This is a genomic window from Burkholderiaceae bacterium DAT-1, from assembly GCA_019084025.1.
In the GTDB taxonomy this organism is placed as follows: Bacteria; Pseudomonadota; Gammaproteobacteria; order Burkholderiales; family Chitinimonadaceae; genus DAT-1.
Genome location: JAHRBI010000003.1, coordinates 446564 through 472608 on the forward strand (window position 1 = coordinate 446564; position 26045 = coordinate 472608).

The window sequence follows — 26045 nt, forward strand, 5'->3', positions numbered from 1 at the left end:
GCTCGTAGCCTGATTGCCACGGAATCCTGCCAAGACCACTTTTTTTGACTAGATTTCTAGAGGTGACTGTTGTCATCTGAATGAGTCTTGGTGGCTGGTCTGGATGGGATTCCGGGATGCATATTCCTCTTTTGCAAACGCTGCGTGTCCGGCTGACCTTATTGGTTTTGCTGGTGCATGGCATTTGCTTGGGCATCTTGTCCGCCAATATGGATACGGCGGTAGATCGCTTTGCCGTGCGGCTGACAGAGGCGCGTATCGGGGATATGAGTCGCCTGATGCTGGCTTCCTTTGGTCAGGCGCTGGAGGCAGGGGAAACCCGTCGGGCGATTGAGTTGCTTGACGAATTTCGTGAGCCGCAGAGTCTTGACTACCTTGTACTCATTGACGAGCGGGAAGTCGTGATTGGTGCGCGTGGCTGGGATCGTGATGCCAAACTACCCGCTCCGGATCCGGCAGGCACATTCATGCGCGAACACCTGCCGCCTACGCTGAATATGGCGATTCAGCTTAATCGCAATGGCATTCACTATGGCCAGCTGCGCTTTGGCGTGAGTACGGATTTCATCGAGGATCTCACCCATCAAACCATTTCCAATCTCATCTGGTTGAATGTCGGTGTGTCAGCATTGATCCTGTCGATGATTATCGGATCAGTATTCTGGTTTGGACGAGGGCTGCACCAGGTCATGGATGCGGCCGAAGATGCGAGTGTGCATGATTTGCCACCACTTTTGCCGGCGGAATGGCGAGGGGAGCCTGCCGCACTGGTCAATCTGATCAATCGGCTGATTGGGCGTATTCGGGGTGAGCGGCAGGCTGTCGCGGCCGCTGCTGATCGCCTGAAGGTCATTGCCGACTATACGTTTGGTGTCGAAGTCTGGATTAACCCGGATGGGCGATTGGCCTGGATCAGTGAATCCATTGCGCGGCTGGCTGGGTACACGGTCAATGAATGCATGGATATGCGTGATTTTCCTGCACCGCTTGCGACGCTTGATGAACGCAGTCATGTTCAGGATAGGTTGCGCGAGGCATTGAGCATGCGTGAAACACAGGACATGGAGTTCCGCGCCAATCGTCGTGATGGGCGTAGCTTCTGGGCTACTTTTTCCTTGCGACCGGTATTCGATGCTGAGGGACAATTTCTAGGGCTGCGCGCATCGATTCATGATTCCAGCCGCCTGAAGGAAGATAGCCTTGTGCTTAAAAAGGCTGTGTTTGAGGCGCAGCAGGCACAGGCACTGGCACAAACCTATGTTTTACGCGCAGAAACCGAACGCTCACGTCTGTCGGCACTGTTGTCTGCTATGCGGTTTGGCGTGCTGTTTGTCGATCTGAACAATAATGTGGTGTTCCATAATCCGGCATTTAACACGCTGTGGTTGATTGATGACGCGCAGAATGTCAGTGGCCGTCCAATCGGGCAGGTATTGCAGGTCTCGCTCAATCGTCCGCCAAATTACGATATCTCCGCACACCTCGACCTGGTGGGGCGTGGCAATGAGGCTGCGGGTGTCGAGCGACTGGTGATGAACGATGGGCGTATCATTCATCAGCAGCTATTTCCGGTGCGCGATGAAGCGGGCGCGCTGACGGGCCATATGTGGGTGTATGAGGATGTCACTCAGGAACATTATCTCAACGAGCGGATGATGTTTTTGGCAGAGCGTGACGCGCTTACTGGCCTGTACAACCGGCATGCGTTTCAGGAGCAACTGGGTAGGATGCTGGTGGATGCCGAGCGGGCCAATGAAAGTCTGGCAGTGCTCTATTTTGATCTGGACGAATTCAAGTATGTAAACGATACCTTCGGGCACGGGGCGGGCGATTCGCTGCTGAAACTGGTGGCACGAGAAATCTCTTCGCAGGTGCGCCGTAATGAAGTATTTGCACGGCTGGGCGGGGACGAGTTTGCCATTCTGGTGCCGGGCTGCAATCAGCAGGAGGCATCGTATCTGGCCGGTCGCGTGGTGGCAGCGGTGCAAAGCATTCCGTTTGCGGTGGGGCAGCAGAGCCTTCGGTTATCGTCCAGTCTGGGGATTGCGCTTTATCCCTTTCATGCTGAGTCAGCCGAGGAGCTGGTGGCACATGCGGATACGGCCATGTATCAGGCCAAGGCTGCTGGGAAGTCGACCTGGCGCATGTATAAGCCCGAGCAAGATACTAGCCGTGAAGCAGTGAATCGTCTGACCTGGAACGAAAAAATTCAGCAGGCGCTGGCTAATGAAGGGCTGGTTTTACATTTTCAGGGCATTTACCACGCCGAGGATTGCAGTCTGGCGCATCTGGAAGCATTGGTACGCATGCGCGATCCGGACAATCCGGATGCCATCATTCCACCCGGACAGTTTATCCTGCATGCCGAACGTAGCGGCAAGATTGTCGAGATAGATCGCTGGGTCGTGGCCACGGTTGTACGGATGCTTGCGCAGTCTGCAGACTTACCTTCGATTGCGGTCAATATTTCTGGTCGAAGTTTTGACGAATCAACCTTTCCCGATTTCATTAGCGATTTGCTACACACGCATGGCGTCGAGCCATCGCGGCTGATGGTGGAACTGACCGAGACTGCTGCGGTATCTGACATGCGCGATGCACAGCGATTTATCGAGGCCCTTCGAGCCACTGGCTGTACGGTGTGTCTGGATGACTTTGGTGCAGGATTCTCGTCTTTTGCCTATCTGAAACATCTCAAAGCCAAGGTGCTCAAAATCGATGGTTTGTTTATTCGCGATCTACCCCGCGATGTAGACAGCCAGATTTTTGTGAATGGCATGGCACGCATGGCCCGCGATATGGGCAAGGAAACCGTCGCGGAATTTGTCGAGGACGCCGAGACACTGCGCATGCTGGTCGAGATGGGCGTAGACATGGTGCAAGGCTTTTACCTCGACCGTCCGCAAGCCGCCCATCCTGCGCTCACCCAGCCCAAATATCACGCCACACCGAAGCCGCCCGCCGCTGCGTGAAACCGTTTCACGCGTCGTTGTATGAATTGTTCCACGTGGAACAATGTACAAACGTCTCATTGATGCAACGCAATAGAAGCAATTCGCTCGCCGGTATCATCCTCCCAACAGTTTGCGCATACAGTAGCCAGACTGAGCCAAACGGAGGATGGAATGCTGCACCAAGAAGCGATGTCCCATGTCGATACAGCCTGGCTGCGCATGGATAGACCAGAAAATCTCATGCAGATTGTCGGGGTGTTATTGTTTGATGGTCAGCTGGATGTGGCACGCCTGAAGACGGTGGTGCAACAGCATCTGCTCAAACATCGCCGCTTCCGTCAGCGCGTCCATGATCGGGATGGCGACCCGAAATGGGAAGACGATCCCGACTTTGACATCGACCATCATATCCACCGCATCGCCCTGCCCGATCCTGCCGGACGGCCCGAGTTGGAAGCATTTGTAGCCGATCTGGCTGCGACACCGCTGAATCCATCGCGGCCGCTGTGGTCGTTCGAAGTGGCACACACTACGTTGGGCGGCGATGCGATGATTGTGCGTATCCACCATGCGGTGGGGGATGGCATTTCGCTGGTCGCGGCCATCATGGAAATGTGCGCACCCGCCGGGAAAGGCAATGAGGGGGCGCCGGTTAGTTTATCTGAGATGCATGATGATGAAGACGTGCACGAGGGTGACTGGTTCTGGCGCATGGTCTACCGCCCGATGACGCAGATGGTGGTGGGCTCGATGCGCCTGTCGACATCGTTCTGGGGCTCGTATATGAACCTCGCCACCAATCCCGGCGCGGTGCTCGACTACGCCAAGAACGGCACGGCGGTGGCGACCGAGCTTGCGAAGCTGGCCGCCATGCGCAACGACAGCCCTACCCGTCTCAAGGGCAAGGTATCGACCTCCAAGCGCGTGGCCTGGTCGGAGCCGCTGCCGCTGGCGCAGGTCAAGGCGGTGGGTAAGGTGCTCGGTGCGTCGGTGAATGATGTGCTGTTAAGCTGCGTGGCAGGGGCGTTCCGTACCTGGATGCAGGAAAAGGGCGACGATGTCACCGATGTGGAAATCCGTGCGCTGGTGCCAGTGAATCTGCGCCGTCCGGAAGATGCCGGTACGCTGGGCAATAAATTCGGTCTGGTGGCGCTGGAGCTGCCCATCGGCATCGCTAATCCGCTACGTCGGGTGTTCACCGTGGGCGAGCGCATGGAAGCGCTGAAGCATTCCTGCCAGGCCGCGCTGACGCTGTTTATCCTCGGGGCTGTCGGCATGGCGCCGAAGTTCCTGCAGGAGCAAGTGCTGGACATGCTGGCCAGCAAAGCCACCGCAGTGATGACCAATGTGCCGGGCCCGAAAGAGTCTCTCTGGCTCGCCGGTGCCCGTATCCGCCAGCCCTTCTTCTGGGTGCCGCAATCGGGCAATGTGGGGATTGGCGTCAGCATTCTCAGCTATGCCGATAACGTGCAATTCGGCCTGATTACCGATCAGGGTCTGGTCGATGCGCCTAGCGAAATCATCGCCCGCTTCGCCAGTGAATTCGAAAAGCTGTTGCTACTGGTGCTGATGGAGCATCCGGCGCAATTGAAGCAGCCAGATTCGCTGGAACAGAAATTGTTGGCGGAGTGGCAGCGGTAGGCGGCAGAATGCTGCTATCGAAAATCGAAAGAAACTGGAATTGGTTATGAAGCCACTCGTGATTCCACCTGCTGCACAGAGAGACGACAATTCAGTTCAGATGATAAGTGCCTGGATCGCAGAAAAGGGTTTGCATTGCACGCTGAATATTGGCTTTTTCGAAGCAGCAGGACATCGCGAGGCTAATGCGTGGGGAATACTATTGGCCGATCTAGTCAGGCATATCGGAAATGCGGTGGCAGAGGATTCATGTATTCCTCCCGAGGAAACGATGAAGGCCGTTGTTACCGCTATGAATGCTGAACTGGACTTACCTACTTCCGAAACAGTTGGCGAGTTCCATGTTGGGCATAACTAGGTTTTGAGCATTAACACCTTAGTTTTGAACTCCACTGCGGTGTAGGATATATGGGCGACCTGTGGTCGCCCGTTTTCAATTCATAAATTCCATCTATGCTACGTTCAATTCTCGCTATGGTCTCAATCTCCATCATGTCGCACTCCGTGAATGCTCAGGAATGGGCAACTGCTGTATCAAAAAATCAGCACGATGGAACGGCGATCATATTTCGCTATGTCCAAACATTTGAGAAGGACTTTAGTTTTGATACACAACCGGATCGCGTGATCCTAGTTTGGCGTTACGTTGGAGAGAATGGCATGCCATCTCCTCAAGAGCGTAATAGGATGGATGAGCTAGAGGATGCGCTGGAAAACGTGATCGAGAAAGACGGATTTTCTACGCTCGTGCTGGTATCCACAGGAGACAATCTGAAAGAGTGGACTTACTACGCGAAATCGGAGCAGGAATTTCTCGAGCGACTGAACAATGCGCTTAGAGGGAAAGACCCATTCCCGATCGAGATACATGCTGGACCTGATCCGAAATGGAGTACCTATACACGCTTTATTTCGGGGGTCGAGAAGTAAAAAAAGGGCGACCCATGGTCGCCCTTTCCACATCATCAATCCGCCAGTTCTTCAATTGCCAGCTGCTGATCCAGACGTTCCATGGCATCGGCCGGGGGCATGTCCTTGGCCTCGGCGTAGAGCGCCAGTGCATCTTTCATGCGGATTTTGCCGAACATCATCACCTGAGCGTTAGCATATTCGATACGGGTGATGGCTGAGGTCGGGTTCAAGCGCAGGGCGGTGTCGAAATGCTCGATGGCCAGATCTTTCTTGGCGCCGTAGGTCAAGCCGCCTACCAGACCACCCACCTTGTCGATGATCTCGGCGTGCCAGGTCGCCAGCGCGATGTGCGCATCGGCGTGATCGGGATTCAGCTCAAGCGCCTTGTCGAGGCTTTCCTTGATCTTGCCGCCCAGTCCTTGCGCCAGTGCCTTGGCTACCGAAATGCTCTGGCTGTAGCGGCCCAGTGCGTAGGCGTGGAAATAGAAGGCGTTGGCGTCGTCCGGATGGCTGGCCTGCCGTGCTGCGGCGCGCTCTACTACGTCGAGGAAAAGCTGCTGCTTCTGATCTTCGTCGGATTCCAGATAGGTGGCGTAGATCATCGTGGCTTTGTTGGCGACATTGGCCCCCGCCTCACCTGCTGCCAGGCCCAGTTCACGGGCCTTGGCAAAGTCGCCTGCATGATGCGCGCGCCAGGCATCCTGTACCTTCTTCTCACTCGGATAGGGCTCGCCATCGCCCGCGTGCAGGCGATCCCACTTCTGCTTCAGCGCAGTGCCAGCGTAGGTAAAGTCATCATTGGCGTACGGAAATACAGTCCAGCTCATGTCTCAATCCTCGTTTTAGTCTGATGTCAGTTCCGGTGAAGGAAGCGTAGGGTCTAGCTAGCGGGCGACGTAGGACTCCGACAGTCGGGTCAGCAACAGGCGGGCGTCGCCCTGTAAAAAGGGGGTGGTCAGCGACATCACCTGATAGACACCTGCGCCGATATCGGACTCGCTGCGCGGATGGCGGGCGTGCTCGAAAGACAGCCAGTAGGTGCTGATCAGGGTCATATTGGTGGCCAGTGCGCGGATTTCGGGGGCGCTGGCGGTGAAATCGCCACCGCGAGCCAGCGCTTCGCAGAGAGCGATGCACACACGCTGGGTTTGCTGCAGGATGCGCTGCATGCCGGTTTCCACGGTGCGGTTGCGCATGATCAGATCGTTGATGTCGCGGTACAAAAAGCGATAGCGGCTGATGGTTTCGAACATCAGATGCAGGAACAGCCACATGTCTTCTACGGTAATGGCGACATTGTCCGGCGGCCACAGCAGCTCGCGCATCTCGGCTTCAAAGAGCTTGAACAGCGCTGCCGTGATGTCTTCCTTGCTGGCAAAGTGATAGTAGAGATTGCCGGGGCTGATGGTCAGCGTCTCGCACAAATGCGCCACACTGACATTGGCCTCGCCCAGATTGTTATAGCTGGACAAGGCCGTGGTCAGAATACGTTCGCGGGTTTTGCGCGGGGCCTTTTTTTCGGTCATGACTTGCTTTGTTGTTGTGCCTGCTGCTGAGCTTGCATGCGGGTCAGCCACAGTTCCAGCGCATTGAGCGTGTTATCGAGCGCCGTGGCGGTAAGCGACAATTCCTCGTGGGCATCGCGCTGAATATCGTTCAGCAGGGTGCGGCGATGGTCCTTGAGCGCATCGATGTCCAGTGTGATGCCGTGACGCTTGAGGATGGGAGCGAGTTCCTTGCGGCGTTCGTACAGCGATTGCCGGGTGCGCTGATAGGCATGTTCGCACAGGCGATTGCGATCCTGATAGCTGAACACATTGGCAAAGAACATATCGCCATCATCACGGCGCGGCTCGAACAGCAGCACGTCGGCGTCTTTGTACTGATGGCGGTAACGATCCATGCCCACCTGCATGCGCGAATGGATGATGGCGCGGAAGGTTTGCGAGAGCACCACAGGCAGGCCACCTGTCATCAGCGCGCCCACATTGCGGCCGTGTTCGCGTGCCAGCGTGGTATCAAACGGCACCAGTGGATTCACGCACAGCACCAGATTCGCGCCCTCTTTCAGCGCTACAGAAGCGTGCAGGGTCTTGATCAGCGCCCCATCGACATAATCATGCCCGTCGATCTGCACTGGCGGGAAGAGCCCCGGAAGCGCCGCACTGGCCTGTACCGCAGTCGAGATCGGCACATGATCATAGCCCGGCTCGCCAAAGGAGATGGACTCACCGCTATCAAGTTCAGTGGCCACCAGATACAGCTTGTGCTTTAGCTGGCGAAAATCATTGCTGCGACCCGGCCGGGTAAACATCTCGCGCAGGAGTTCGTCGATGCCCTTGTTGTCGAAGATACCGGTGGGAATCGCTTTGCCCAGCTGCTGCATGGATTCGAACAAACCATGCCGCCAGGGGTCTTGCAGATAGTGGGTAAACGCTTCCCACATCAGGCCGGGAATGGAGGTCACGCGCCGCCAGTATTCGCTAAACGCGGGGCGCATCAAGATATTGGGGTCGAATACATCATCGGCGCTCCGACCAATCAGCATCGCCGCCAGCTGGCTGGGCTTGATGCCATTGGCGAGCGCCGCCGAGATAAATCCGCCCGAGCTGACACCCACGTAGATGTCGGCTTCGGTGAAGTCAAAGCCTTGCAAGGCGTCTTCCAGCGCGGTGAGCGCGCCGATTTCATATATGCCGCCGAGTGGGCCACCGCCCGCCAGCGCAATGCCAACCTTGCTCATTTCGTCATCCTCCGGCGCGGTACGATGCCACACCGTATTTATCACTACTGCACAGCCTCGTGCCCGAAAGCACAACGCCGGTGTCAGGCACCGGCGTTGCTACCAGGAGACGCTGGGTCTCAGGCCTCGGCGGCCGGAGCGGGTGCGTCTGCTGCCGGTTCGACGGCCTTCGGTGCGGCCTTCTTGACTGCCGGCTTCTTGGCAACCGGTGCAGCCTTTTCTGCTACGACTTTCTCTGCGACAACCTTGGCAGCGGCAGGCTTGGCAGCGGCTTTCTTCACCACCACGTCGGTTGCCTGCTGGGCATCGGTCAGACGCTCAACCAGTGCGCTCAGTTCTGCCACACGCTTGGACAGGACATCGATGTCCTTGCGGCTGGGTACGCCGAGGCTGGACAGGGCGCGCTGTACGCGTGCTTCGAATACACCTTCCAGCTTGTCCCAGGTATCCACAGCCTTACCGGTGACATCGGCAATTTTTTCATCAGCGACCTTGCGGGTCTTCTTCTGAATGGTTTCGCCTTCCTTCACCAGTGCATCGAATACCTTGGTACCTTCCAGCTGAGCCTTGGCAAAGGCACCCAGACCTGCCAGCCAAATCTGCTGGGCGGAGTCCTTGATGGTCGAAGTCAGTTGGTTTTCTGTCAGTGAACTCAGTTTCTTGGCCATGATAGACCCTCCGTGAAAATAAGATTTGATCTGGTTGAATGTTTGTACTGCTTTCATTTGTTAGTCTAGTGAAAGCAATTAGAGTGAGTACTCGAAAATCCCTGTAGTTCGGCTCAAGAATCAACTGGTTTCGCATCACAGATAAAGGATTGATCGTGCATTACTTTGTGACAGGTGGTACAGGTTTTATAGGCAAGCGCTTGATTCATAAACTCCTGCAGCGTCGCGGGAGTGTGGTGTACTTTCTCGTCCGCAAGGTCGATGAGGATCATGTAGCCGAGCTACGTGAGGGATGGGGTGTGGATGCCAAGCGCGCCATTCCGGTGGTGGGAGATCTGACTGCCGAGGGGCTGGCCGTTGCGGCAGCGCAACAATCCGCTCTCGTTGGCAAGATCGATCATTTCTTCCATCTGGCCGCGATCTATGACCTACGTGCCGATGCTGAGAGCCAGATTCGCGTCAATGTAGAAGGCACCCGCAATGTGATCCGCTTTGCCGAATCCATACAGGCCAAACGCTTCCATCACTTCAGTTCGATTGCGGCAGCAGGCCTCTATAACGGCGTGTTCCGCGAAGATATGTTTGCCGAGGCGACAGGCCTCGAGAATCCCTACCTGCGCACCAAGCATGATTCCGAAGGTGTGGTGCGCAAGGAATGCACTCTGCCGTGGCGCATCTATCGACCGGGCATGGTGGTGGGCGATTCGCAAACCGGCGAGATGGACAAGATCGACGGCCCCTACTACTTCTTTAAGCTGATCCAGAAAACCCGCCGCATGCTGCCTTCATGGGTGCCGATGATCGGGCTGGATGGCGGTCGCCTGAATATCGTGCCGGTCGATTTTGTGGTGAACGCCACTGATCATATTGCCCATGCCAAGGGTGAAGATGGCAAGTGCTTCCACCTGACTGATCCGCAAGGCACGCCAGTGGGCGATGTGCTGCAGATTTTTGCCAAGGCCGCACACGCGCCCACACAATCTCTGAAGATCAATGCGGGCTTGTTCCAGTACATTCCGCGCTCGATCAAATCCGGCATGCTGGCGATTACGCCGATCCGCCGTATCCGTGATGCCATCCTGCGTGATCTGGGCCTGCCTGCCGACATTTTCGGTTTCCTCACCTACCCCACCCGCTATGACAACCGCGAAACGATGCGTGTCCTCAAGGGTTCGGGCATCAGCGTGCCGCGTCTAGAAGATTACGCGTGGCGTTTGTGGGATTACTGGGAGCGGAACCTTGATCCGGCCCTGCATCTGGATCGCAGCCTCGAAGGCACGCTGAAAGGCAAAGTCGTGGCCATTACTGGCGCCAGTAGCGGCATCGGTAAAGCTGCGGCCATCCGCTTGCTGACAGCAGGTGCCACCGTGGTCACCATTGCGCGCGATGCGGAAAAGCTGGAATTGGCCCGTGCAGAACTGGCCGAGCTGGGACTGACCCTGCATTGCTATCAGGGCGACCTGAGCAACGCAGATGATTGCGCCCGCTTTGTGGAACAGGTGAATGCCGATCACGGTGGCGTGGATGTGCTGATCAATAATGCCGGCCGTTCCATCCGCCGCGCCATTGAGGCCAGCTTCGACCGCTTCCATGATTTCGAGCGGACCATGCAGTTGAACTACTTCGGTTCGCTGCGCCTGACCATGGGCGTGTTGCCGGGCATGATCGAGCGCAAGCGTGGTCATATCATCAATATCAGTTCAATTGGTGTGCTAACCAATGCACCGCGTTTCTCGGCCTATGTGGCCTCAAAAGCCGCGATGGATGCGTGGACACGCTGTGCTGCCGCTGAGTTCTGCGATCGCCATATCGAGTTCACCACCATCAATATGCCGCTGGTGAAAACCCCGATGATTGCCCCGACCAAGCTGTACAACAACGTGCCGACCCTGACCCCGGAAGACGCCGCCGACATGATTGCCGAAGCCGTCGTGTATCGTCCGGTACGGATTGCGACGCGTCTGGGCATCTTTGGCGCGGTGGTTCATGCCTTCATGCCGCGTGTGGCGCAGATCATCATGAATACGTCCTTCCGCATGTTCCCGGATTCCGATGCCGCCAAGCATCGTGATCCCAATGCACCGCATCCGGCACCGACAGCCGACCAGATCGCTCTGTCGACCCTGATGCAGGGGATTCATTTCTGATGCTGGACGCGGGCGCTGATCCGGGCTCGCGTGTGCGGACCGCCTTGCTCAAGGCGGTTGCGCTGCGCACGGCTGCATCGGCTGATCCGCTGCGCTGGGCGCGTCGTGAACGACTGCGGCTGTGGCAATGCGAACGGCTGGTGGCAGATCATGTCGATTTGGTGGCCAGCGAGCGCTATGGTCCGGCGGCGCGATTTTTTCTGGAAGAGCTCTATGGCCCGAAAGACGCCCGTCAGCGCGATGCCGATGTCGAGCGCGTCCTGCCTGCCATGGTGCGCCTGCTGCCAGATCGCGCGCTGAATGTACTGGCCGAAGCGCTGGAGCTGGATGCGCTATCCGAGTCGCTCGATCTGGACATGGTGGATAGTCTCGGCCCGCATCTGGATGGCGAGACGCGATTCGATGGTACGCGCTGGTGTGAGGCCTATCGCACGGTCGGGCGATTCGAAGATCGTGCACAGCAGATCGCACTGGTCGGGGCGATTGGTCAGACGCTGGATTCCCTCTCGCAGCATCCTGCCATCGGGCGGGTGTTATCGGCGATGCGGCTGCCTGCGCGTTTGGCAGGATTTTCCACGCTGCACGCTTTTCTGGAACGCGGCTTTCAGACCTTTGCCGCTATGCAGGGTGCGGGTCCGTTTCTCGATGCCATTCTCGGTGGTGAAACCCGGCTGATGCAGCAGGTGGTGGCCGGAAACAACTGGCCGTTCGTCACAGATACGACAGTCCGGTGCCGAAATTGATCAGGCACAAATCTTTCGCGCGCGTCCTGCGCTAGTCTGAACGTACAAAAATCCAAGGAGACATCATGGCCAGGCTGATCGACTCGATCGAGGCCGCCGTCGACGAAGTACTCGATGCGCTGCCCGGAGATATTGTACTGGGCCTGCCACTCGGTATCGGCAAGTCCAATCCTTTTGTGAATGCGCTGTACCGTCGTTTCAAGGCGGCACCGCATCGCCGGCTCAAGATCATCACCGCCTTGTCACTGGTGAAACCTGCCGGGAAAAGTGAGATCGAGCAACACTTCCTCGAACCCTTTGTCGAGCGTGTATTTGGCGACTATCCCGATCTCGAGTATGCCCGCGATGCGCTGGATGGTGTGCTACCGGACAATGTGGAAGTGCTGGAGTTTTTCCTTAAAACCGGCGCTTATCTACATACCCCTATCGCCCAGCAACAGCATATCTGCACCAATTACACCTTTGCCGCCCGCGACATGATGTCGCATGGCGTCAATCTGCTGGTGCAGGCCGTGGCCACCCGTGGCGAAGGCGATACACTTGAAGTATCTATGTCCAGCAATCCGGAGCTAACGCGCGAAGCCCTGGATCGGCTGGCGGCCATGCCGAATCATCGCTATATCACGGTGGCAGTGGCGAATCACAAGATGCCGTTCATGCCGAATGGTGCAGTGATCGAAGCGAATCGTTTTGACCTGCTAGTCACCGATCCGGCGGGTACGCACGATATTTTTGCGCCGCCGAATATGAAGGTCAGCCTGCCGGATTATCTGATCGGCCTGCACGCCAGCTCACTGGTCAAAGATGGCGGCACCCTGCAGATCGGGATTGGTTCGCTGGGTGATGCCATTGCAAAGATGCTGCTGGTACGTGATCAGGATAATGCGGCTTATCGGAGCGTGCTGGGTGCGCTGGGCGTGGATGTACGCGAACGCGAAGTGGCCCGCTTCGATAAGGGCCTGTATGGTTGCTCGGAAATGCTCGTAAACGGCTTTATCAAGCTGATTCAGGCCGGTGTGATTCGCCGCAATGTGTATCCGGATCTGGCGATCCAGACCCTGCTGAATCAGGGTGAGATCACTGAGGCCGTCACGATTCATACGCTGGAAAAGCTGCGTGTCATGGGCGCGATTCATTCGCCCCTGCTGCCGGAAGAAGTCGAGCGACTAGTGCGGCTGGGGGTGTTGCGCGAAGGTGTAACACACGATGGTGATGTGCTGCGCTGGGGTGCTCGGACTTGTTCACTGCATGTTGATCGTCCGGAAGTACGGCATAACATTGCAGAAAGCATGCTGGGTGATCAGCTGCGTGGTGCTGTGTATATGCATGGCGGCTTCTTCCTGGGGCCGCGTGATTTTTATCAGGCTTTGCGCGAGATGCCTGCCGAGAAGCTGGCCGGCATTGATATGACCGAAATCGGCTTTATCAATGAGATCTTCCATGATCCCAAGCTGATCATGGCGCAACGGCGCGATGCCCGCCTGATCAATACCACCATGATGGTGACGCTGCTGGGCGCTGCGGTGTCTGATGGACTGGAAGATGGTCGAGTGGTGTCTGGTGTGGGTGGGCAGTATAACTTTGTGGCGATGGGCCATGCCTTGCCCGGTGCCCGTTCGATTCTGTTGCTGCGCGCCACCAAGGATCATCATGGCGAGGTGAAATCGAATATCGTGTGGCACTATGGCCATGCCACCATTCCACGGCATTTGCGTGATATTGTGGTCACGGAATATGGTGTGGCGGATCTGCGCGGCCAGCCGGATCATGAAGTGGTGAAGCGCCTGCTCAAAATTGCCGATTCACGCTTTCAGCCGGAACTGATGGCGGCAGCCAAGCAGAATGGCAAGCTGGAGCACGACTGGCATCTGCCCGATGCCTGGCGACACAATACGCCGGAAGGGCTGAAGGAGCGGCTGGAAGGTATCGACACTCGTGAGATTTTCCCGGCTTTCCCGTTTGGTACGGATTTCACTGCCGACGAACTGGCGATGATTGGTGTGTTGCAAAAACTGAAGCACGCAGGCGAGCATCCGCTGGAGCTGGTGCGACTGGCGTTGAAGGGCTTGTTCAGCGAGCGCGAAGCACCGCCCGGATGGTTGGCTCGCCTCGGATTGGACGAAGCGCATGGCCTGAAGCAACTGGTGATGCGGAAGCTATTCTTAGGGAATATTTAAGCATTACGTTCCACGTGGAACACAGGAGAGTGACAGTCGGGGCGCATGAAGTGCCCCGCTTCTGATACACTCATACGATTAGCTTTTAAGCGCTTGCTCGAATACCCATGCATACAGTCGCGATATCCGGTACCGGATTGTTTACCCCGCCAAACGTCATTACCAATGCCGATCTGGTGGAAAGTTTCAACGCCTACGTCGAACAGTACAACGCCCAGCACGCCGATGCGATTGCTGCGGGCGAACTGGTTGCGCTGCAGCCGTCGTCGGTCGAGTTCATCGAAAAGGCATCCGGCATCAAGCAACGCCACGTGGTCGACCGTGAAGGCGTGCTCGATACCACCCGCATGTACCCGCGTATTGCCCCGCGTGCCAATGATCAGCTGTCGGTGATGGCCGAGATGGCCGTCGCCGCTGCCCGTCAGGCACTGGAGCGTTCGGGCCGTACCGCTGCTGATATTGATGGCGTGATCTGTGCCGCCAGCAATATGCAGCGCGCCTACCCGGCTATGGCCGTGGAAGTGCAGAACGCACTGGGTATTCAAGGCTGGGCGTTTGATATGAATGTCGCCTGTTCGTCCGCGACCTTCGGGATCGAACAAGCCGCCAATGCAGTCAAGACCGGTTCGGCCCGCGCCGTGCTGATGGTGAATCCGGAAATCTGTTCCGCTCATCTGGAATGGCGTGATCGCGATTGCCATTTTATTTTTGGTGATGTGGCGACTGCTGTGATTGTTGAGCGTGCAGATACCGCCCCAGCCGGCAGCTTCGAGATCCTCGGCACCCGTCTGGCGACCCTGTTCTCCAACAACATCCGCAACAACGCCGGTTTCCTGAATCGCTGCGAAGACAAGTGGGGCGATCTGCGCGACAAGCTGTTCGTGCAGGAAGGCCGCAAGGTGTTCAAGGAAGTGTGTCCGATGGTGGCCGAGCATATCGCCTCGCATCTGACCACCCTGGGCGAAGTGCCGACCGATGTGCGCCGGTTCTGGCTGCATCAGGCCAATCTGAGCATGAACCAGCTGATCGCCCGCAAGCTGCTGGACCGCGATCCGTCGGCCGATGAAGCCCCGGTGATTCTCGATCAATACGCCAATACCTCATCTGCGGGTTCCATCATTGCCTTCCATCTGCATCGCGATGATCTGAAGTCTGGCGATCTGGGGGTGATCTCCAGCTTCGGCGCGGGATACTCGGTGGGCAGCGTGGTGCTGCGCAAGCAGTAAGCTTCACTGCTGAAGCATTTGAAAAGCCCCGACAAGTCGGGGCTTTTTGCATGGTATGCTGGCAAAAAATATAGGGGGAAGCCATCCATGCCCATGGTGCCCGGACCATTAGCGGCCATCACGCTCACTGCTGTGAAAGTGGGCGGTTATTACCTGTTTGCGGATTGGATCAACAAGCGTGTTGAGAAGCGATTTTCGCCACTGCGGTTTGCACTGATCAAGACAGTGATTGGATTTCTGCTCGGAACGTCCTTACTAGTAGCATCAATCTACCTAGATTCACCTGAAGTTTCAGGATATGTTCTGTACGCTGAGATGGTTGTCGCCAGAATGCTAGTCTGGTTGGTGTTGCTCGCTGGGTGTTTTGGATTGCATAAGCGAAGGCAGCTTTGGCTGAGTGTGACGGTACTCGGTACCGCATTGACCTGTGTGCTGGATGGTCTGACATTTCTGTTGTACGAGTTTATGCCCGGTATGCAAATGGGCATGTGTTAATCAGGACAACCCATGCAAACCATCAAATACAACGTCTATGGCCGCATTTTGGTGATCACTGCGACGGAGGCTGGCTGGCAGGTCGCCTTTGAAGGCGCGGATGGTACGCGCCGGCCGGCGGATATCATCATTCCGGATTTCATCGAAGCAGACGAGTTGGGTCAGTATCTGGAAGACCTGTATCACGAGCATGCGACGCCCCGAAATGGTGATGTGGTGCGGATCGACTGATACGGCCCATGCCTCACCAAATTATCCACCTCCACCGTGATGCGCCGTTAAAGCCGGCGTTTGGTGCCCCCTGCAATGGCTGCGGCGTATGCTGTGCGGCGGAGCCCTGTCCGGTGGCGATGCGCAGATTCAAAGTCAGGACCGGCCCCTGCCCGGCACTCATCTGGGATGCTTCCCGCTATCACTGCGGCCTGCTGTATGATACGCCACGCTACTGGCCCAAGACGCCTGCCTGGCTCCTGCCTGTCATGCGCTGGTGGGTGGCTCGGGCCATTTCCGCCCGGTCGGGCTGCGATTCAGACGTAGAAACTGATCATTCACCCAGTGAAACGAGGTAAGCATCATGTCGCTGTCTATGTACGCCATCACCACCCCAGTCTTTACCCGCATGCTGGCCAATCTGGCCGATATCCTGCAAAAGGGTGAAACCTTTGCCGAGCACAAAAAGATTGATCCATCCGTGTTGCTGAATATGCGACTGGCGCCGGATATGTTCCCGCTGACCCGTCAGGTACAGATTGCCACCGACGGTGTGAAGGGCTGTATTGCGCGTCTGGCGGGTATGGATGTGCCGGTGTACGAAGATACCGAACAGACCTTTGCCGATCTGCTGGCACGAATCCGCCGCACCATCGACTTCATCGAATCGATACCGGCTGAACGCATTGAAGGCACGGAAGACAAGGAAGTGCTGCTGAAGCTGCGCACCGAAGAAGTACGTTTTCAGGGGCAGGCCTATGTGCTGAACTTTGTGCAGCCCAATCTGTATTTCCATGTCACCACCACCTACGCCATTCTGCGCCACGCAGGGGTCGAAATCGGCAAGCGTGATTTTCTGGGCCCACGCTAAATCATTCATCCGGGCAGGCTGTGTACCTGCCCGGATGCCATACAACGAGGAGAGAACATGATTCGCACATTGAGTGCCGTGGCGGTTGCCCTGGCTTTGAGCACAACTGCACACGCCGCCAGCAAAAAGCCTGCGCCTGTCAAAACGGCCCCGGACATTATCAAAGCATCCTTGCCGGAAGAATGGCGTCCGCTCGATCCGCAGAATACCTTGGTCATGAATGTGAACGGCGCGCAGGTGATTATGGAACTGGCTGCCCGCTTTGCACCTGCCCACGCTGCCAACATCCGCACGCTGGCGCACGAAGGCTATTTCGACAATCTGGCCATTATCCGTGTGCACGATAACTACGTGACGCAATGGGGCGACCCGAATGATGAAGATGAGAGCAAATCGAAGTCGCTGGGCAGCGCCAAGCCCAAGCTGCCTGCTGAATTTTCGATTGCCTCCAAAGGTCTGAATTTCACGCCGATTCCGGATGCCGATGGCTGGGCGCCAAAATCCGGCTTTGTGGATGGCTTCCCCATGGCGGCTGATCCCAAGCAGAACAAGGCATGGCTGACGCACTGCTACGGCATGATTGGTGCGGCACGCGGCAATGAAACCGATAGCAGCAATGGTTCCGGCCTGTATGTGATCATCGGCGGCCCGGCTCGCTCGCTGGACCTGAATATCACGGTGGTGGGGCGTGTGCTGAAGGGCATGGAGGCGCTGTCCGGACTGCCGCGTGGGACGGGCAATCTGGGCTTCTACGAGAAACCGGAACAGCGGATTGCCATCCAGTCCGTGAAACTGCTGGCTGATCTGCCGGAATCAGATCGCCCGGTGCTGGAGGTAATGCGTACCGAGAGCAAGAGTTTCAAGGACATCATCGAAGCACGCCGTCATGCCAGCAATGCATGGTTCGTGCATTCGCCCGAGTTCACCAGCGTGTGCAATGTGAATGTGCCCATTCGTCCGATTGCGCCTAAAAATTAAGCAAAACTGACCGTTTGTCAGGCGCCAGACAAGGCTGTTCTGAAGAGAGTACTAGAAGTTAATTCTCTAAGTTCATGAATTGTCTGGCTTATTATTTGTATCTTTATCGATATATCGTGTTGTAAATAGAACAAATAACCAGTTATCTTTTTACTGAGTGCTTTTGGCTTTTATAACAGGTCTGCTACGGTTAGAAGTCCCCACCCCCAAATGACTGAGGGATTTCAAATGCGCTACTTAATGACTTTTCGTATTACTGCAGACCATGGCAACGAAGCGTTGAAGGATATGCATTTCCCGATGTTGATGGCGCAAATGCTTGAAACGCTGAAAGCGGAAGCTGCATATTTCTCCACTGTGCCCGGTGGAAAGAGCGGTTATTTCGTATGTGAAGCAGAAGGCAGTAGCGACCCTGTGATTCTTGACGCATTCCAGCGTTACTTTGGCGTGGTGCCAGCGTTGAGCGCGGAACAGATGATCCAGTCGCTGGAAGAAAGCCAAGCCCTTGCTGTGGCAGCCTAAACGAATTTTGCGAAAGCGGTGAGCCGCCTTATCAGGTAACCCACCCTCTCGAGAGAAACCCGCCTATCCGGCGGGTTTTTATTTGTGTGAATCAATTTAAATGTGCAGCAAATATTTCTTAAATATTTCAAATGTGGTGAAATTGGGTGGTGACCCAGAATACATAATTACACATTGAAATAATTAGAAATAATTATCTGACAATTATTGCTTGAATGTCCAAAAAATTAATGGCCTAAACTAATCATTTTCTCCCAAAAATCCGCCACTCTGATGTGCCCACAACCGCGCATAAATCCCGCCTTGCGCCAATAGCGCCTGATGCGTGCCGGATTCAACAATCTTGCCCTGATCCATCACAATCAGCCGGTCCATCGCGGCGATGGTAGACAGGCGATGGGCGATGGCGACTACAGTTTTGCCTTCCATCAGGCTGTACAAGCTGCTCTGGATGGCGACTTCCACTTCAGAATCCAGTGCGCTGGTGGCTTCGTCCAGCAACAGAATCGGTGCGTCTTTCAGCATCACCCGGGCAATGGCAATCCGTTGCCGCTGACCACCCGAGAGTTTTACCCCGCGTTCGCCCACATGCGCATCCAGTCCGGTGCGTCCGTTCGGATCGTTCAGGGTCTCGATAAATTCCAGCGCTTCGGCACTGCGTGCAGCCTGAATCATCTCGGCTTCGGTCGCGTCGGGGCGACCATATCGCAGATTGTCGCGCACGCTGCGATGTAGCAGGCTGGTATCCTGTGTCACCATGCCCACTTGCTGGCGCAGGCTTTCCTGGGTGACATCGGCAATATTCTGACCATCAATCAGAATCTGTCCGGATTGCAGGTCGTACATGCGTAGCAGCAGATTGGTCAGGGTAGATTTACCTGCACCGGATCGACCCACCAGCCCGACCTTTTCTCCGGGCTGGATATGCAGTTGTAGGTGCGAAATCACTGGCTCGCGCTCGCCATAGGTAAACGTCACATCGCGGAATTCGATCTCGCCACGGCTAACCGCCAACTGGCGGGCATCAGGCTTGTCCAGCACCGCAATTGGCTTGGATAGCGTAGCGATACCATCATGTACCGTACCGATGTTTTCAAACAGGCTGGACGTTTCCCACATGATCCAGTGCGAAATCCCGTTCAGGCGCAGCGCCATCGCAGTTGCCGCCGCCACAGCCCCGATGCCCACCTGCCCTTTTGTCCACAGCCAAAGCGTCGCACCTGCCGTGGTCGCGATCAGCAGCATGCTCAGAAAATGGTTCACGATCTCGAAGCCGCTTACCAGACGCATTTGCGCATGGACGGTCTGCATGAATTCCTGCATGGCGCTTTTGGCGTAGAGCGCTTCGGCGTGGGCATGGCCAAACAGCTTCACCGTGGAGATATTGGTGTAGGCATCAGTCACGCGGCCCGTCATCAGGCTGCGCGCATCTGCTTGCTGTTTGGCGGCCTGACCCAGGCGCGGCACAAAAAAGCGCAGTGTCACCATATAAGCCGCCAGCCAGGCCAGAAACGGCCAAAGCAACAGCGAATCGAAGTGCCCGACGACGGCCACCATGGTCACAAAATAGATCACCACAAAGACCAGAATATCGGCGACGATCATGACAGTATCGCGCACGGCAAGCGCAGTTTGCATGACTTTGGCAGCGACGCGACCGGCAAATTCATCCTGAAAAAAGCTCATGCTCTGGCCGAGGATGTGGCGGTGGAAATGCCAGCGCAGGCGCATCGGGAAATTACCGAACAGTCCCTGATATTTGCACATGGCTTGCACCGCCACCACCAGCGGGCTCAGTAGCAGAATAGATGCGAGTGTCAGCAGCTGGGTTTTCTGGGTATCCCACAGTTTGGCGGGCTCGACCTTGGACAGCCAGTCGACAATCGACCCCATCATACTGAACAGCAGGGCTTCGAATGCGCCGATGGAGGCGGTCAGCAGCACCATGCCGAGAATCAGCCCGCGCATCCCTTTGGTGGCACTGAACACAAAGGGGAAAAAGCCCGTTGGCGGCTGGGCCGGCGGCTGATCCGGATAGACTTCGACACGACGTTCAAACCAGCTAAACACGAATAACTCCGATTTCCGGTGGTGAGCAGGCAGTGTAGCAAAGCCGGCAGGTGCGTGCCCGATACGGTGCGCGTTCGGATATCACGAATACTGATAACAACTATAAGCAATCTCTGTCTATACGCAGTCGGGGGAAGTGCCCAGAATGCGTCCTGCCAACAGCACACATCATAAAAAATGAAAAAGCAGCACCTCAAACCGGGTATCTGGGTGGCCATGGTCACCCCTTTCAAACACGGCGAAATCGATTTTGCGGCCGTCCCCGGACTGGTGAACTACCTCATCGAAGGTGGCATCAGTGGCCTCGTCGTGTGCGGCACCACGGGTGAGGCGCCTACCCTGTCCGATGCAGAGCAGGACGCCTTGCTCGAAGCCGTTTTACACGCTGTTGCCGGACGCTGTGGTGTGATCTTTGGTTACACCGACAACAACACCGCCGCCATGGTGAAGCGTCTGCCTTCGCTGGATCGCTATCCGCTCGCAGGTTTGCTGATCGCCCCGCCGCCCTATAGCCGCCCTTCACAGGCAGGCATCCTCGCACATTACCGCGCCCTGCTGGCTGCCACCCGCCACGCCGTTGTGCTCTACCACATCCCCTATCGCACCGGCGTCAGCCTCGACATCGCCACCTGCCAAACACTGGCCGAGCACCCGCAAGTGGTCGGCATCAAGGAAGCAGGCGGCGGCGACATGGCCCGACTGCATGCGCTGATCAACGACACCCCGCTGCAAGTGTTCTCAGGTGAAGACAATCTGATCCTGCAAACCACCTGCATGGGCGGCGCAGGCGCAATCGCCGCGTCTGCGCATCTCCATCCAGCGCGCTTTCAGCGCATGTTCGATGCGATCCAGTCTGGTGATCTCGATACCGCCCGCGCACTCGACCGTAGCCTGCAACCGGTCGTTCGTCAGGCATTTGCTGCGCCGAATCCAGCGCCCGTAAAAGCCGCGCTGGCGCAGATGGGCTTGATGCAGAATGAGCTGAGATTGCCGCTTATGACGATGGATGATGCGTTGGCGGGGAAGTGGGCTGATATTCTGGCTGCGCCTGTACAGCACTGAGCGCGTATTCGACGCGTTTCACACTCATCTGGTGCCTTGACTTTGCTGGAAGGATGCGCATAATTAATGCGCATTCACCATGGGGCACATCATGCAACACGCCATCTACGACACCCACGCCCCCAAGCGGCCCACCAATCTCAGCGTGAATGCTGATCTCTTGCAACAGGCACGCGAGTGCAATATCAATCTGTCAGCCACGCTGGAGGCTGCCTTGGTGCTTGCCCTGCGTGAAAAGCAGCGCGCGCAATGGCTTGAGGAAAACCGCGACGCCATTGATGCCTACAATCAGGATGTCGACGCAAAAGGCGTGTTTTCCGACGGACTGCGGAGCTTTTAATGGCGCAGTTTGATGTGTACACCAACGACAATGTCGCCACCCGCAGCCATATCCCCTATCTGGTCGATATTCAAAGTGATTTACTTGAAAGTCTGGCGACGCGGGTCGTGATTCCGCTGGTGCGGCAGACTGATGTGAAAAGCGTAAAAACACTTATGCCGATCGTGGCGCTGGATGGTCAGCATTATGTACTGCTGACACCGCAGCTGGCGGGGGTGCAATCCAGAATCCTGAAACAGCGGGTCGGGTCTATGAGTGAATATCGTGGGGAGATTGTGAAGGCGATGGATTTATTGGTGACGGGGATTTGAACGGCTTAATCATCCATCCACTTCAATAATGCTCGTGTGCGTTGTTCCGTATGCTCAATCAGGCAATCGAGGTAGAGCGAATTTCTGATTGTGCCATCAATATTCAGTTCGTATTTTGCGCTGCAATCGTGTTCTCTGAACATGCGCCAGTGCCGCTGAGCATCGTCGAGCTTTTGTTTCACGGCTTGATAATCAACTCTGTCTTCTGGCTCGACCGGAACGAGCCGAGCAAGTAGTGCCTTGTACGCGGCCTCGAGTTCACTCTCTTTCTGCTTCATTATGCGTGCGCCGCAATCGTTGATTTCAATGGTAGTCCGCTGATTGGCACAGGGATGGGCTGGCGTGCTATTTGAGAGGAATGTGGAAATCAGCATAAGTGTGATCATGATTGCCCACCATGTGCCCGTTTCAGCACATTCAATATTTCTGGATTATCCTTATAACGCTTTCTAAGCGTGGCTTCATCCTGATCCAGTTGCATGCAGCGATACTGCTTCATTGCTGTGGCGATTTCTTTCCTGCGGGCGGCATCGTAAGGCTCTTCACCGGCAAAGTGTGTACACATCGCAATTCTCTCCACGAGGAGGGTGACGTCTTTGGGATGGTCTTTTGTTAGATCAGATAGGGAAGCTGGTTCGGCGCCCACCGATGAAGTAAAGATGCTCAGTAAAAGAAAAAAGTAAGGACGGATCATGTAATTGAGTAAGTAATGTTCAAAATGTTGGAGTGTAAGCAATAGACTAATCGACCAACCTCAATCCGTCAGTCAATTCCCAAGAAAAAACAGGGCCACCCGGCCCTGTCCCTTTTTACCGCTAGCGAAGGTGAATTCACCCCCTAAACGCCACCTTCCCGCCCACAATCGTGGTCACCACCTTGCCGCGCTGGGCGGTATCGGCGAACGGGGTGTGCTTGCTGCGGCTCTTGAGCGTGGCTGCACCCGGACGCCATTCGATGGCGGGGTCGAAGATGACCACGTCGGCGATGGAACCGGCGCTCAGCGTGCCGCGATCCTTGAAGCCCAGCAACGCAGCGGGTTCGCTGGTGATGGTGCGCAGGGCGCGGGCGGGTTCGATATGCTGGCGCTCGCCCCAGGCCAGGACTTGCGTGAGCAGTACTTCCAGCGCCGATGCGCCCGGTGTGGCTTCGCCGAAGGGCAGCAGCTTGGCATCCTTGCCGACCGGTGTGTGGTCGGAACAGATGGCGCTGACAGTACCGTCCAGCAGCGCTTCACTGATCGCATCGCGGTCGCGCAGCGAGCGCAGCGGTGGGTTCATGCGGGCGTTGCTGTCGAAGAAGCCGATGTCCACGTCGGACAATTGCACATGGTGGATCGACACATCGCAGCTCAGCGGCAGGCCGTAGCTACGTGCGGCGCGCACCATTTCCAGCCCTTCGGCGCTGGACACGCGCTCCAGATGCACGCGGGCACCGGTATCGCGCATCAGGATCACGATATTGGAAATGGCGGTGGTTTCGGCCATCACCGGAATGCCGGGCAGACCCAGTCGGGTGGCGACTTCGCCATCATGCGCCACCCCACCGGCTGCCAGACTGGCATCCTGAGGGCGCAGACGCAGTGTCAGGCCAAACGTGGCAGCGTATTGCATGGCACGCAGCAGCACGCGCAGATCGGAAATCGGGGCATCAGCCTGCGAAAACGCTACGCAACCGGCATCGCGCAATTCGGCCAGCTCGGCCAGCTCTTCACCCTTCAGCTTGCGGGTAAGCGCACCCACCGGCAACACGCGGGCGAGGCCAATCGCATCGGCGCGATCACGCAGGGTGCGCACCAGGCTCGGCTCGTCCAGTGCCGGATCGGTATCAGGCAATGCGCACACGGTGGTCACGCCACCGGCCACAGCGGCACCGAGTTCCGATTGCAGCATTTTTTTCTGTTCGCCGCCCGGTTCGCCCAGACGTGCGCTCAGGTCGACCAGCCCTGGGATCACCCACTTGCCAGCGGCATCGATGGTATCGTCCGCCACAAAGCCTTCGGGTGCAGTACCGACAGCTGCGATGTGGCTCTTGGCCAGATAGACGTTGGCAACCTGATCGAGGCCGGATGCCGGATCAATCACTCGGCCGTTGAGAATGGCAATTCGCTTCATGCTTTGGTCTCGGAAAGAAGGCTCATCACGGCCATGCGCACGGCAATGCCGAACGTGACCTGCGGCAGGATGACGGACTGTTTGCCGTCGGCGACAGAGGAGTCGATTTCCACGCCACGGTTCATCGGACCGGGGTGCATCACGATGGCATCAGGCTTGGCCAGCGCCAGACGTGCTTCGGAGAGGCCGAAGTATTTGTTGAATTCGTGCGCAGATGGCAGCAGCGCGCCGTGCATGCGTTCATTCTGCAGGCGCAGGCAGATCACCACATCCACGTCTTTGAGACCTGCTTCGATGTCGTGATAGACATGCACGCCCAGCTGTTCCACATCACGCGGCAGCAGGGTTTTCGGGGCGATGACGCGTACTTCCGGGCAACCCAGCGTGGTCAGCGCATGAATTTGCGAGCGGGCCACGCGCGAATGCAGGATGTCGCCGACAATCGCCACACGCAGATGCGAGAAATCGCCCTTGTAATGGCGGATGGTGTACATATCCAGCAGCGCCTGCGTCGGATGCGCATGGCGTCCATCACCGGCATTCACCACATGCACACCCGGTCGCACATGCTTGGCGATCAGGAAGGGTGCGCCGGATTCGCTATGGCGCACCACGAACATGTCAGCACCCATGGCTTCCAGATTGTGAATGGTATCCAGCAGGGTCTCGCCCTTGGCGGTGGAGCTGGCTTGAATGTTCAGGCTGAACACATCGGCTGACAGACGCTTTTGCGCGATTTCGAAGGTGGTGCGGGTACGGGTCGAGTTCTCGAAGAACAGGTTGAACACCGATTTGCCGGCCAGATCTTCGTGCTTCTTGTCACCAGATTCGGCGGCGATCACATAGGAATCGGCGCGATCGAGAATCTGGCGCAGGATCCGCTGGGGCAGCCCTTCGATGGAGAGCAGGTGATTCAACTCACCGTGCATGGTCAATTGCGGGTTGTACATGCTTCTTCCTTGTTGAGCACAGTCTGGTCCAGCACCTTTTCAAATACGTGCGATGTCTTGCTGCTGACATAGCCCAGACGGGCGTAAAACCGGTGCGCGTCATTGCGCGTAATATTCGAGCTCAGGCGGATTTTACCTGCTGCAAGGGTTTGCGTCGCCCATGCTTCGGCTGCAGCCATCAACTGCTTGCCAAGTCCCCCGCGCTGACGAGCCGGATCGACCACAATGGCGCGGACTTCTGCGTATGGCACAGCCACAATGCTGGGCATCTGGCAGACATGCACCCAGCCGGCAATTTCGCCCGCCACGTCAGCGACCAGCAGGCATTGCTTAATGCCGTTCGAGGCCATGAATCGATCATGGGCGATCTCTGCGGTGGTCGCTGGATAGCCCAGTGCATCGAACAAGCGAACCACCCCGGCGGCGTCGGAACGCTGATACGCACGGATGGTGCTGTGGCTCATTCTGTATGGGCTCCGGGTTGGTCTGAGTCAGGCATGGCACCGTAATCAAAATATGATTGCAGGATGCGCATGGCGGCGACCTGATCGAGCGCGGCCTTGCGTTTTTTGCCATACGTCGAGGCTTCACCGAGCAGGCTATCCGCTTCGGCAGAGCTGAGCCGTTCATCGACGAATTGTACCGGTAAGCCGAACCGCCCGTGCAGACGATTGGCAAATTTGCGGGCAAGGCGTGTCATCTCGTGCGCATTGCCATCAAGATGAAACGGCAATCCGACGATCAGACGATCGGCCTGCCATTCATTGATCAGACGCTGGATGGCGGCAAATTTGTCATCGTTGCTATTACCGGTAATAGTGGTGAGCGGGGTGGCAATACCGAGTTCCGGGCTACCACCGGCTACACCGATGCGAACTTCCCCGAAGTCGAAAGCCAGTACATACGCCATGAGG

The 26045-nt window shown here is 56.7% G+C and carries 28 protein-coding genes; 17 read left to right on the forward strand and 11 right to left on the reverse strand.

The features are described 5' to 3' along the window. Positions 1 to 116: 116 nt before the first annotated feature. The 4 genes from KSF73_07975 to KSF73_07990 all read left to right on the forward strand — a co-directional run bounded on the left by KSF73_07975 (position 117) and on the right by KSF73_07990 (position 5525). A complete protein-coding gene (locus KSF73_07975; protein ID MBV1775654.1) occupies positions 117 to 2972 on the forward strand; it encodes an EAL domain-containing protein in 2856 nt (951 codons plus the stop codon). A 153-nt stretch (positions 2973 to 3125) separates the two neighbouring features. Then, the gene (locus KSF73_07980; GenBank protein ID MBV1775655.1) at positions 3126 to 4595 is read left to right on the forward strand and encodes a wax ester/triacylglycerol synthase family O-acyltransferase; all 1470 of its coding nucleotides are present in this window, start codon (positions 3126 to 3128) and stop codon (positions 4593 to 4595) included. A 46-nt stretch (positions 4596 to 4641) separates the two neighbouring features. Then, positions 4642 to 4953, forward strand: coding sequence for a DUF5076 domain-containing protein (locus KSF73_07985; GenBank protein MBV1775656.1), 312 nt, complete (start codon positions 4642 to 4644; stop codon positions 4951 to 4953). A 134-nt stretch (positions 4954 to 5087) separates the two neighbouring features. Then, entirely contained in the window at positions 5088 to 5525 is a 438-nt protein-coding gene (locus KSF73_07990) for a DUF695 domain-containing protein (protein MBV1775657.1), read from the forward strand. A gap of 35 nt (positions 5526 to 5560) precedes the next feature. Here the strand turns inward: KSF73_07990 and KSF73_07995 are convergent, their stop codons facing one another. The 4 genes from KSF73_07995 to KSF73_08010 all read right to left on the reverse strand — a co-directional run bounded on the left by KSF73_07995 (position 5561) and on the right by KSF73_08010 (position 8918). Further along, positions 5561 to 6334 carry a hypothetical protein gene (locus tag KSF73_07995; GenBank protein ID MBV1775658.1) on the reverse strand — a complete coding sequence of 258 codons (774 nt, stop codon included), beginning with the start codon at positions 6332 to 6334 and terminating at the stop codon, positions 5561 to 5563. Between the two features lie 57 nt (positions 6335 to 6391). Next, positions 6392 to 7033, reverse strand: coding sequence for a TetR/AcrR family transcriptional regulator (locus KSF73_08000; protein MBV1775659.1), 642 nt, complete (start codon positions 7031 to 7033; stop codon positions 6392 to 6394). Beyond that, positions 7030 to 8250, reverse strand: coding sequence for a patatin-like phospholipase family protein (locus KSF73_08005; protein ID MBV1775660.1), 1221 nt, complete (start codon positions 8248 to 8250; stop codon positions 7030 to 7032). Before KSF73_08005 ends, KSF73_08000 begins: the two co-directional genes overlap by 4 nt. Positions 8251 to 8369: 119 nt before the next feature. Continuing rightward, complete coding sequence (locus KSF73_08010) at positions 8370 to 8918, reverse strand: phasin family protein (GenBank protein MBV1775661.1); 549 nt, start codon at positions 8916 to 8918, stop codon at positions 8370 to 8372. Between the two features lie 155 nt (positions 8919 to 9073). On the opposite strand from KSF73_08010, the gene KSF73_08015 reads away from it, so the two are divergent. The 10 genes from KSF73_08015 (at position 9074) to KSF73_08060 (ending at position 18287) form a co-directional block, all read left to right on the forward strand. Next, on the forward strand, positions 9074 to 11065 hold the full coding sequence (locus KSF73_08015) for an SDR family oxidoreductase (protein ID MBV1775662.1): 1992 nt from the start codon (positions 9074 to 9076) through the stop codon (positions 11063 to 11065). Continuing rightward, positions 11065 to 11808, forward strand: coding sequence for a hypothetical protein (locus KSF73_08020; protein MBV1775663.1), 744 nt, complete (start codon positions 11065 to 11067; stop codon positions 11806 to 11808). The genes KSF73_08015 and KSF73_08020 overlap by 1 nt, the downstream gene beginning before the upstream one ends. 65 nt (positions 11809 to 11873) lie before the next feature. Beyond that, positions 11874 to 13985: an acetyl-CoA hydrolase gene (locus tag KSF73_08025; protein ID MBV1775664.1), complete on the forward strand. Its 2112-nt coding sequence runs from the start codon at positions 11874 to 11876 to the stop codon at positions 13983 to 13985. 107 nt (positions 13986 to 14092) lie between these two features. Beyond that, positions 14093 to 15211: a beta-ketoacyl-ACP synthase III gene (locus tag KSF73_08030; GenBank protein MBV1775665.1), complete on the forward strand. Its 1119-nt coding sequence runs from the start codon at positions 14093 to 14095 to the stop codon at positions 15209 to 15211. Positions 15212 to 15229: 18 nt separating this feature from the next. Continuing rightward, positions 15230 to 15706, forward strand: coding sequence for a hypothetical protein (locus KSF73_08035; GenBank protein ID MBV1775666.1), 477 nt, complete (start codon positions 15230 to 15232; stop codon positions 15704 to 15706). Between the two features lie 12 nt (positions 15707 to 15718). Continuing rightward, a complete protein-coding gene (locus KSF73_08040) occupies positions 15719 to 15937 on the forward strand; it encodes a hypothetical protein (GenBank protein ID MBV1775667.1) in 219 nt (72 codons plus the stop codon). A gap of 8 nt (positions 15938 to 15945) precedes the next feature. Continuing rightward, on the forward strand, positions 15946 to 16275 hold the full coding sequence (locus KSF73_08045; protein ID MBV1775668.1) for a hypothetical protein: 330 nt from the start codon (positions 15946 to 15948) through the stop codon (positions 16273 to 16275). Between the two features lie 5 nt (positions 16276 to 16280). After that, positions 16281 to 16787 carry a DUF1993 domain-containing protein gene (locus KSF73_08050; protein MBV1775669.1) on the forward strand — a complete coding sequence of 169 codons (507 nt, stop codon included), beginning with the start codon at positions 16281 to 16283 and terminating at the stop codon, positions 16785 to 16787. A 57-nt stretch (positions 16788 to 16844) separates the two neighbouring features. Next, positions 16845 to 17765, forward strand: a complete 921-nt coding sequence (locus KSF73_08055; protein MBV1775670.1) for a peptidylprolyl isomerase — start codon at positions 16845 to 16847, stop codon at positions 17763 to 17765. A gap of 240 nt (positions 17766 to 18005) precedes the next feature. Next, on the forward strand, positions 18006 to 18287 hold the full coding sequence (locus KSF73_08060; protein MBV1775671.1) for a hypothetical protein: 282 nt from the start codon (positions 18006 to 18008) through the stop codon (positions 18285 to 18287). A gap of 240 nt (positions 18288 to 18527) precedes the next feature. Here the strand turns inward: KSF73_08060 and KSF73_08065 are convergent, their stop codons facing one another. After that, positions 18528 to 20357, reverse strand: coding sequence for an ABC transporter ATP-binding protein/permease (locus tag KSF73_08065; protein ID MBV1775672.1), 1830 nt, complete (start codon positions 20355 to 20357; stop codon positions 18528 to 18530). A 177-nt stretch (positions 20358 to 20534) separates the two neighbouring features. Here KSF73_08065 and dapA point away from each other — a divergent pair, with 177 nt between their 5' ends. The 3 genes from dapA to KSF73_08080 all read left to right on the forward strand — a co-directional run bounded on the left by dapA (position 20535) and on the right by KSF73_08080 (position 22070). After that, positions 20535 to 21419: a 4-hydroxy-tetrahydrodipicolinate synthase gene (gene dapA, locus KSF73_08070; protein MBV1775673.1), complete on the forward strand. Its 885-nt coding sequence runs from the start codon at positions 20535 to 20537 to the stop codon at positions 21417 to 21419. Between the two features lie 91 nt (positions 21420 to 21510). Beyond that, entirely contained in the window at positions 21511 to 21759 is a 249-nt protein-coding gene (locus tag KSF73_08075) for a type II toxin-antitoxin system CcdA family antitoxin (GenBank protein ID MBV1775674.1), read from the forward strand. Continuing rightward, positions 21759 to 22070, forward strand: coding sequence for a CcdB family protein (locus tag KSF73_08080; GenBank protein ID MBV1775675.1), 312 nt, complete (start codon positions 21759 to 21761; stop codon positions 22068 to 22070). Before KSF73_08075 ends, KSF73_08080 begins: the two co-directional genes overlap by 1 nt. A gap of 5 nt (positions 22071 to 22075) precedes the next feature. Here KSF73_08080 and KSF73_08085 read toward each other — a convergent pair whose 3' ends face one another. The 6 genes from KSF73_08085 to ruvX form a co-directional block, all read right to left on the reverse strand. Beyond that, positions 22076 to 22456 carry a DUF1311 domain-containing protein gene (locus tag KSF73_08085; GenBank protein MBV1775676.1) on the reverse strand — a complete coding sequence of 127 codons (381 nt, stop codon included), beginning with the start codon at positions 22454 to 22456 and terminating at the stop codon, positions 22076 to 22078. Beyond that, positions 22453 to 22764, reverse strand: a complete 312-nt coding sequence (locus KSF73_08090) for a hypothetical protein (GenBank protein ID MBV1775677.1) — start codon at positions 22762 to 22764, stop codon at positions 22453 to 22455. Before KSF73_08090 ends, KSF73_08085 begins: the two co-directional genes overlap by 4 nt. 136 nt (positions 22765 to 22900) lie before the next feature. Then, a complete protein-coding gene (locus KSF73_08095) occupies positions 22901 to 24181 on the reverse strand; it encodes a dihydroorotase (protein ID MBV1775678.1) in 1281 nt (426 codons plus the stop codon). Continuing rightward, positions 24178 to 25131 carry an aspartate carbamoyltransferase catalytic subunit gene (locus KSF73_08100; GenBank protein MBV1775679.1) on the reverse strand — a complete coding sequence of 318 codons (954 nt, stop codon included), beginning with the start codon at positions 25129 to 25131 and terminating at the stop codon, positions 24178 to 24180. The genes KSF73_08095 and KSF73_08100 overlap by 4 nt, the downstream gene beginning before the upstream one ends. Then, positions 25113 to 25595 carry a GNAT family N-acetyltransferase gene (locus KSF73_08105; GenBank protein ID MBV1775680.1) on the reverse strand — a complete coding sequence of 161 codons (483 nt, stop codon included), beginning with the start codon at positions 25593 to 25595 and terminating at the stop codon, positions 25113 to 25115. Before KSF73_08105 ends, KSF73_08100 begins: the two co-directional genes overlap by 19 nt. Beyond that, on the reverse strand, positions 25592 to 26041 hold the full coding sequence (gene ruvX, locus KSF73_08110) for a Holliday junction resolvase RuvX (GenBank protein MBV1775681.1): 450 nt from the start codon (positions 26039 to 26041) through the stop codon (positions 25592 to 25594). Before ruvX ends, KSF73_08105 begins: the two co-directional genes overlap by 4 nt. Positions 26042 to 26045 lie beyond the last annotated feature (4 nt).

What these genes read in the sequence shown, in the direction of transcription:
- KSF73_07975 (MBV1775654.1), top strand. Translation starts at nt 117, where the DNA reads ATGCATATTCCTCTTTTGCAAACGCTGCGTGTCCGGCTGACCTTATTG.
- KSF73_07980 (MBV1775655.1), top strand. Translation starts at nt 3,126, where the DNA reads ATGCTGCACCAAGAAGCGATGTCCCATGTCGATACAGCCTGGCTGCGC.
- KSF73_07985 (MBV1775656.1), top strand. Translation starts at nt 4,642, where the DNA reads ATGAAGCCACTCGTGATTCCACCTGCTGCACAGAGAGACGACAATTCA.
- KSF73_07990 (MBV1775657.1), top strand. Translation starts at nt 5,088, where the DNA reads ATGTCGCACTCCGTGAATGCTCAGGAATGGGCAACTGCTGTATCAAAA.
- KSF73_07995 (MBV1775658.1), bottom strand. Translation starts at nt 6,334, where the DNA reads ATGAGCTGGACTGTATTTCCGTACGCCAATGATGACTTTACCTACGCT.
- KSF73_08000 (MBV1775659.1), bottom strand. Translation starts at nt 7,033, where the DNA reads ATGACCGAAAAAAAGGCCCCGCGCAAAACCCGCGAACGTATTCTGACC.
- KSF73_08005 (MBV1775660.1), bottom strand. Translation starts at nt 8,250, where the DNA reads ATGAGCAAGGTTGGCATTGCGCTGGCGGGCGGTGGCCCACTCGGCGGC.
- KSF73_08010 (MBV1775661.1), bottom strand. Translation starts at nt 8,918, where the DNA reads ATGGCCAAGAAACTGAGTTCACTGACAGAAAACCAACTGACTTCGACC.
- KSF73_08020 (MBV1775663.1), top strand. Translation starts at nt 11,065, where the DNA reads ATGCTGGACGCGGGCGCTGATCCGGGCTCGCGTGTGCGGACCGCCTTG.
- KSF73_08025 (MBV1775664.1), top strand. Translation starts at nt 11,874, where the DNA reads ATGGCCAGGCTGATCGACTCGATCGAGGCCGCCGTCGACGAAGTACTC.
- KSF73_08030 (MBV1775665.1), top strand. Translation starts at nt 14,093, where the DNA reads ATGCATACAGTCGCGATATCCGGTACCGGATTGTTTACCCCGCCAAAC.
- KSF73_08040 (MBV1775667.1), top strand. Translation starts at nt 15,719, where the DNA reads ATGCAAACCATCAAATACAACGTCTATGGCCGCATTTTGGTGATCACT.
- KSF73_08045 (MBV1775668.1), top strand. Translation starts at nt 15,946, where the DNA reads ATGCCTCACCAAATTATCCACCTCCACCGTGATGCGCCGTTAAAGCCG.
- KSF73_08050 (MBV1775669.1), top strand. Translation starts at nt 16,281, where the DNA reads ATGTCGCTGTCTATGTACGCCATCACCACCCCAGTCTTTACCCGCATG.
- KSF73_08055 (MBV1775670.1), top strand. Translation starts at nt 16,845, where the DNA reads ATGATTCGCACATTGAGTGCCGTGGCGGTTGCCCTGGCTTTGAGCACA.
- KSF73_08060 (MBV1775671.1), top strand. Translation starts at nt 18,006, where the DNA reads ATGACTTTTCGTATTACTGCAGACCATGGCAACGAAGCGTTGAAGGAT.
- dapA (MBV1775673.1), top strand. Translation starts at nt 20,535, where the DNA reads ATGAAAAAGCAGCACCTCAAACCGGGTATCTGGGTGGCCATGGTCACC.
- KSF73_08075 (MBV1775674.1), top strand. Translation starts at nt 21,511, where the DNA reads ATGCAACACGCCATCTACGACACCCACGCCCCCAAGCGGCCCACCAAT.
- KSF73_08080 (MBV1775675.1), top strand. Translation starts at nt 21,759, where the DNA reads ATGGCGCAGTTTGATGTGTACACCAACGACAATGTCGCCACCCGCAGC.
- KSF73_08085 (MBV1775676.1), bottom strand. Translation starts at nt 22,456, where the DNA reads ATGATCACACTTATGCTGATTTCCACATTCCTCTCAAATAGCACGCCA.
- KSF73_08090 (MBV1775677.1), bottom strand. Translation starts at nt 22,764, where the DNA reads ATGATCCGTCCTTACTTTTTTCTTTTACTGAGCATCTTTACTTCATCG.
- KSF73_08095 (MBV1775678.1), bottom strand. Translation starts at nt 24,181, where the DNA reads ATGAAGCGAATTGCCATTCTCAACGGCCGAGTGATTGATCCGGCATCC.
- KSF73_08100 (MBV1775679.1), bottom strand. Translation starts at nt 25,131, where the DNA reads ATGTACAACCCGCAATTGACCATGCACGGTGAGTTGAATCACCTGCTC.
- KSF73_08105 (MBV1775680.1), bottom strand. Translation starts at nt 25,595, where the DNA reads ATGAGCCACAGCACCATCCGTGCGTATCAGCGTTCCGACGCCGCCGGG.
- ruvX (MBV1775681.1), bottom strand. Translation starts at nt 26,041, where the DNA reads ATGGCGTATGTACTGGCTTTCGACTTCGGGGAAGTTCGCATCGGTGTA.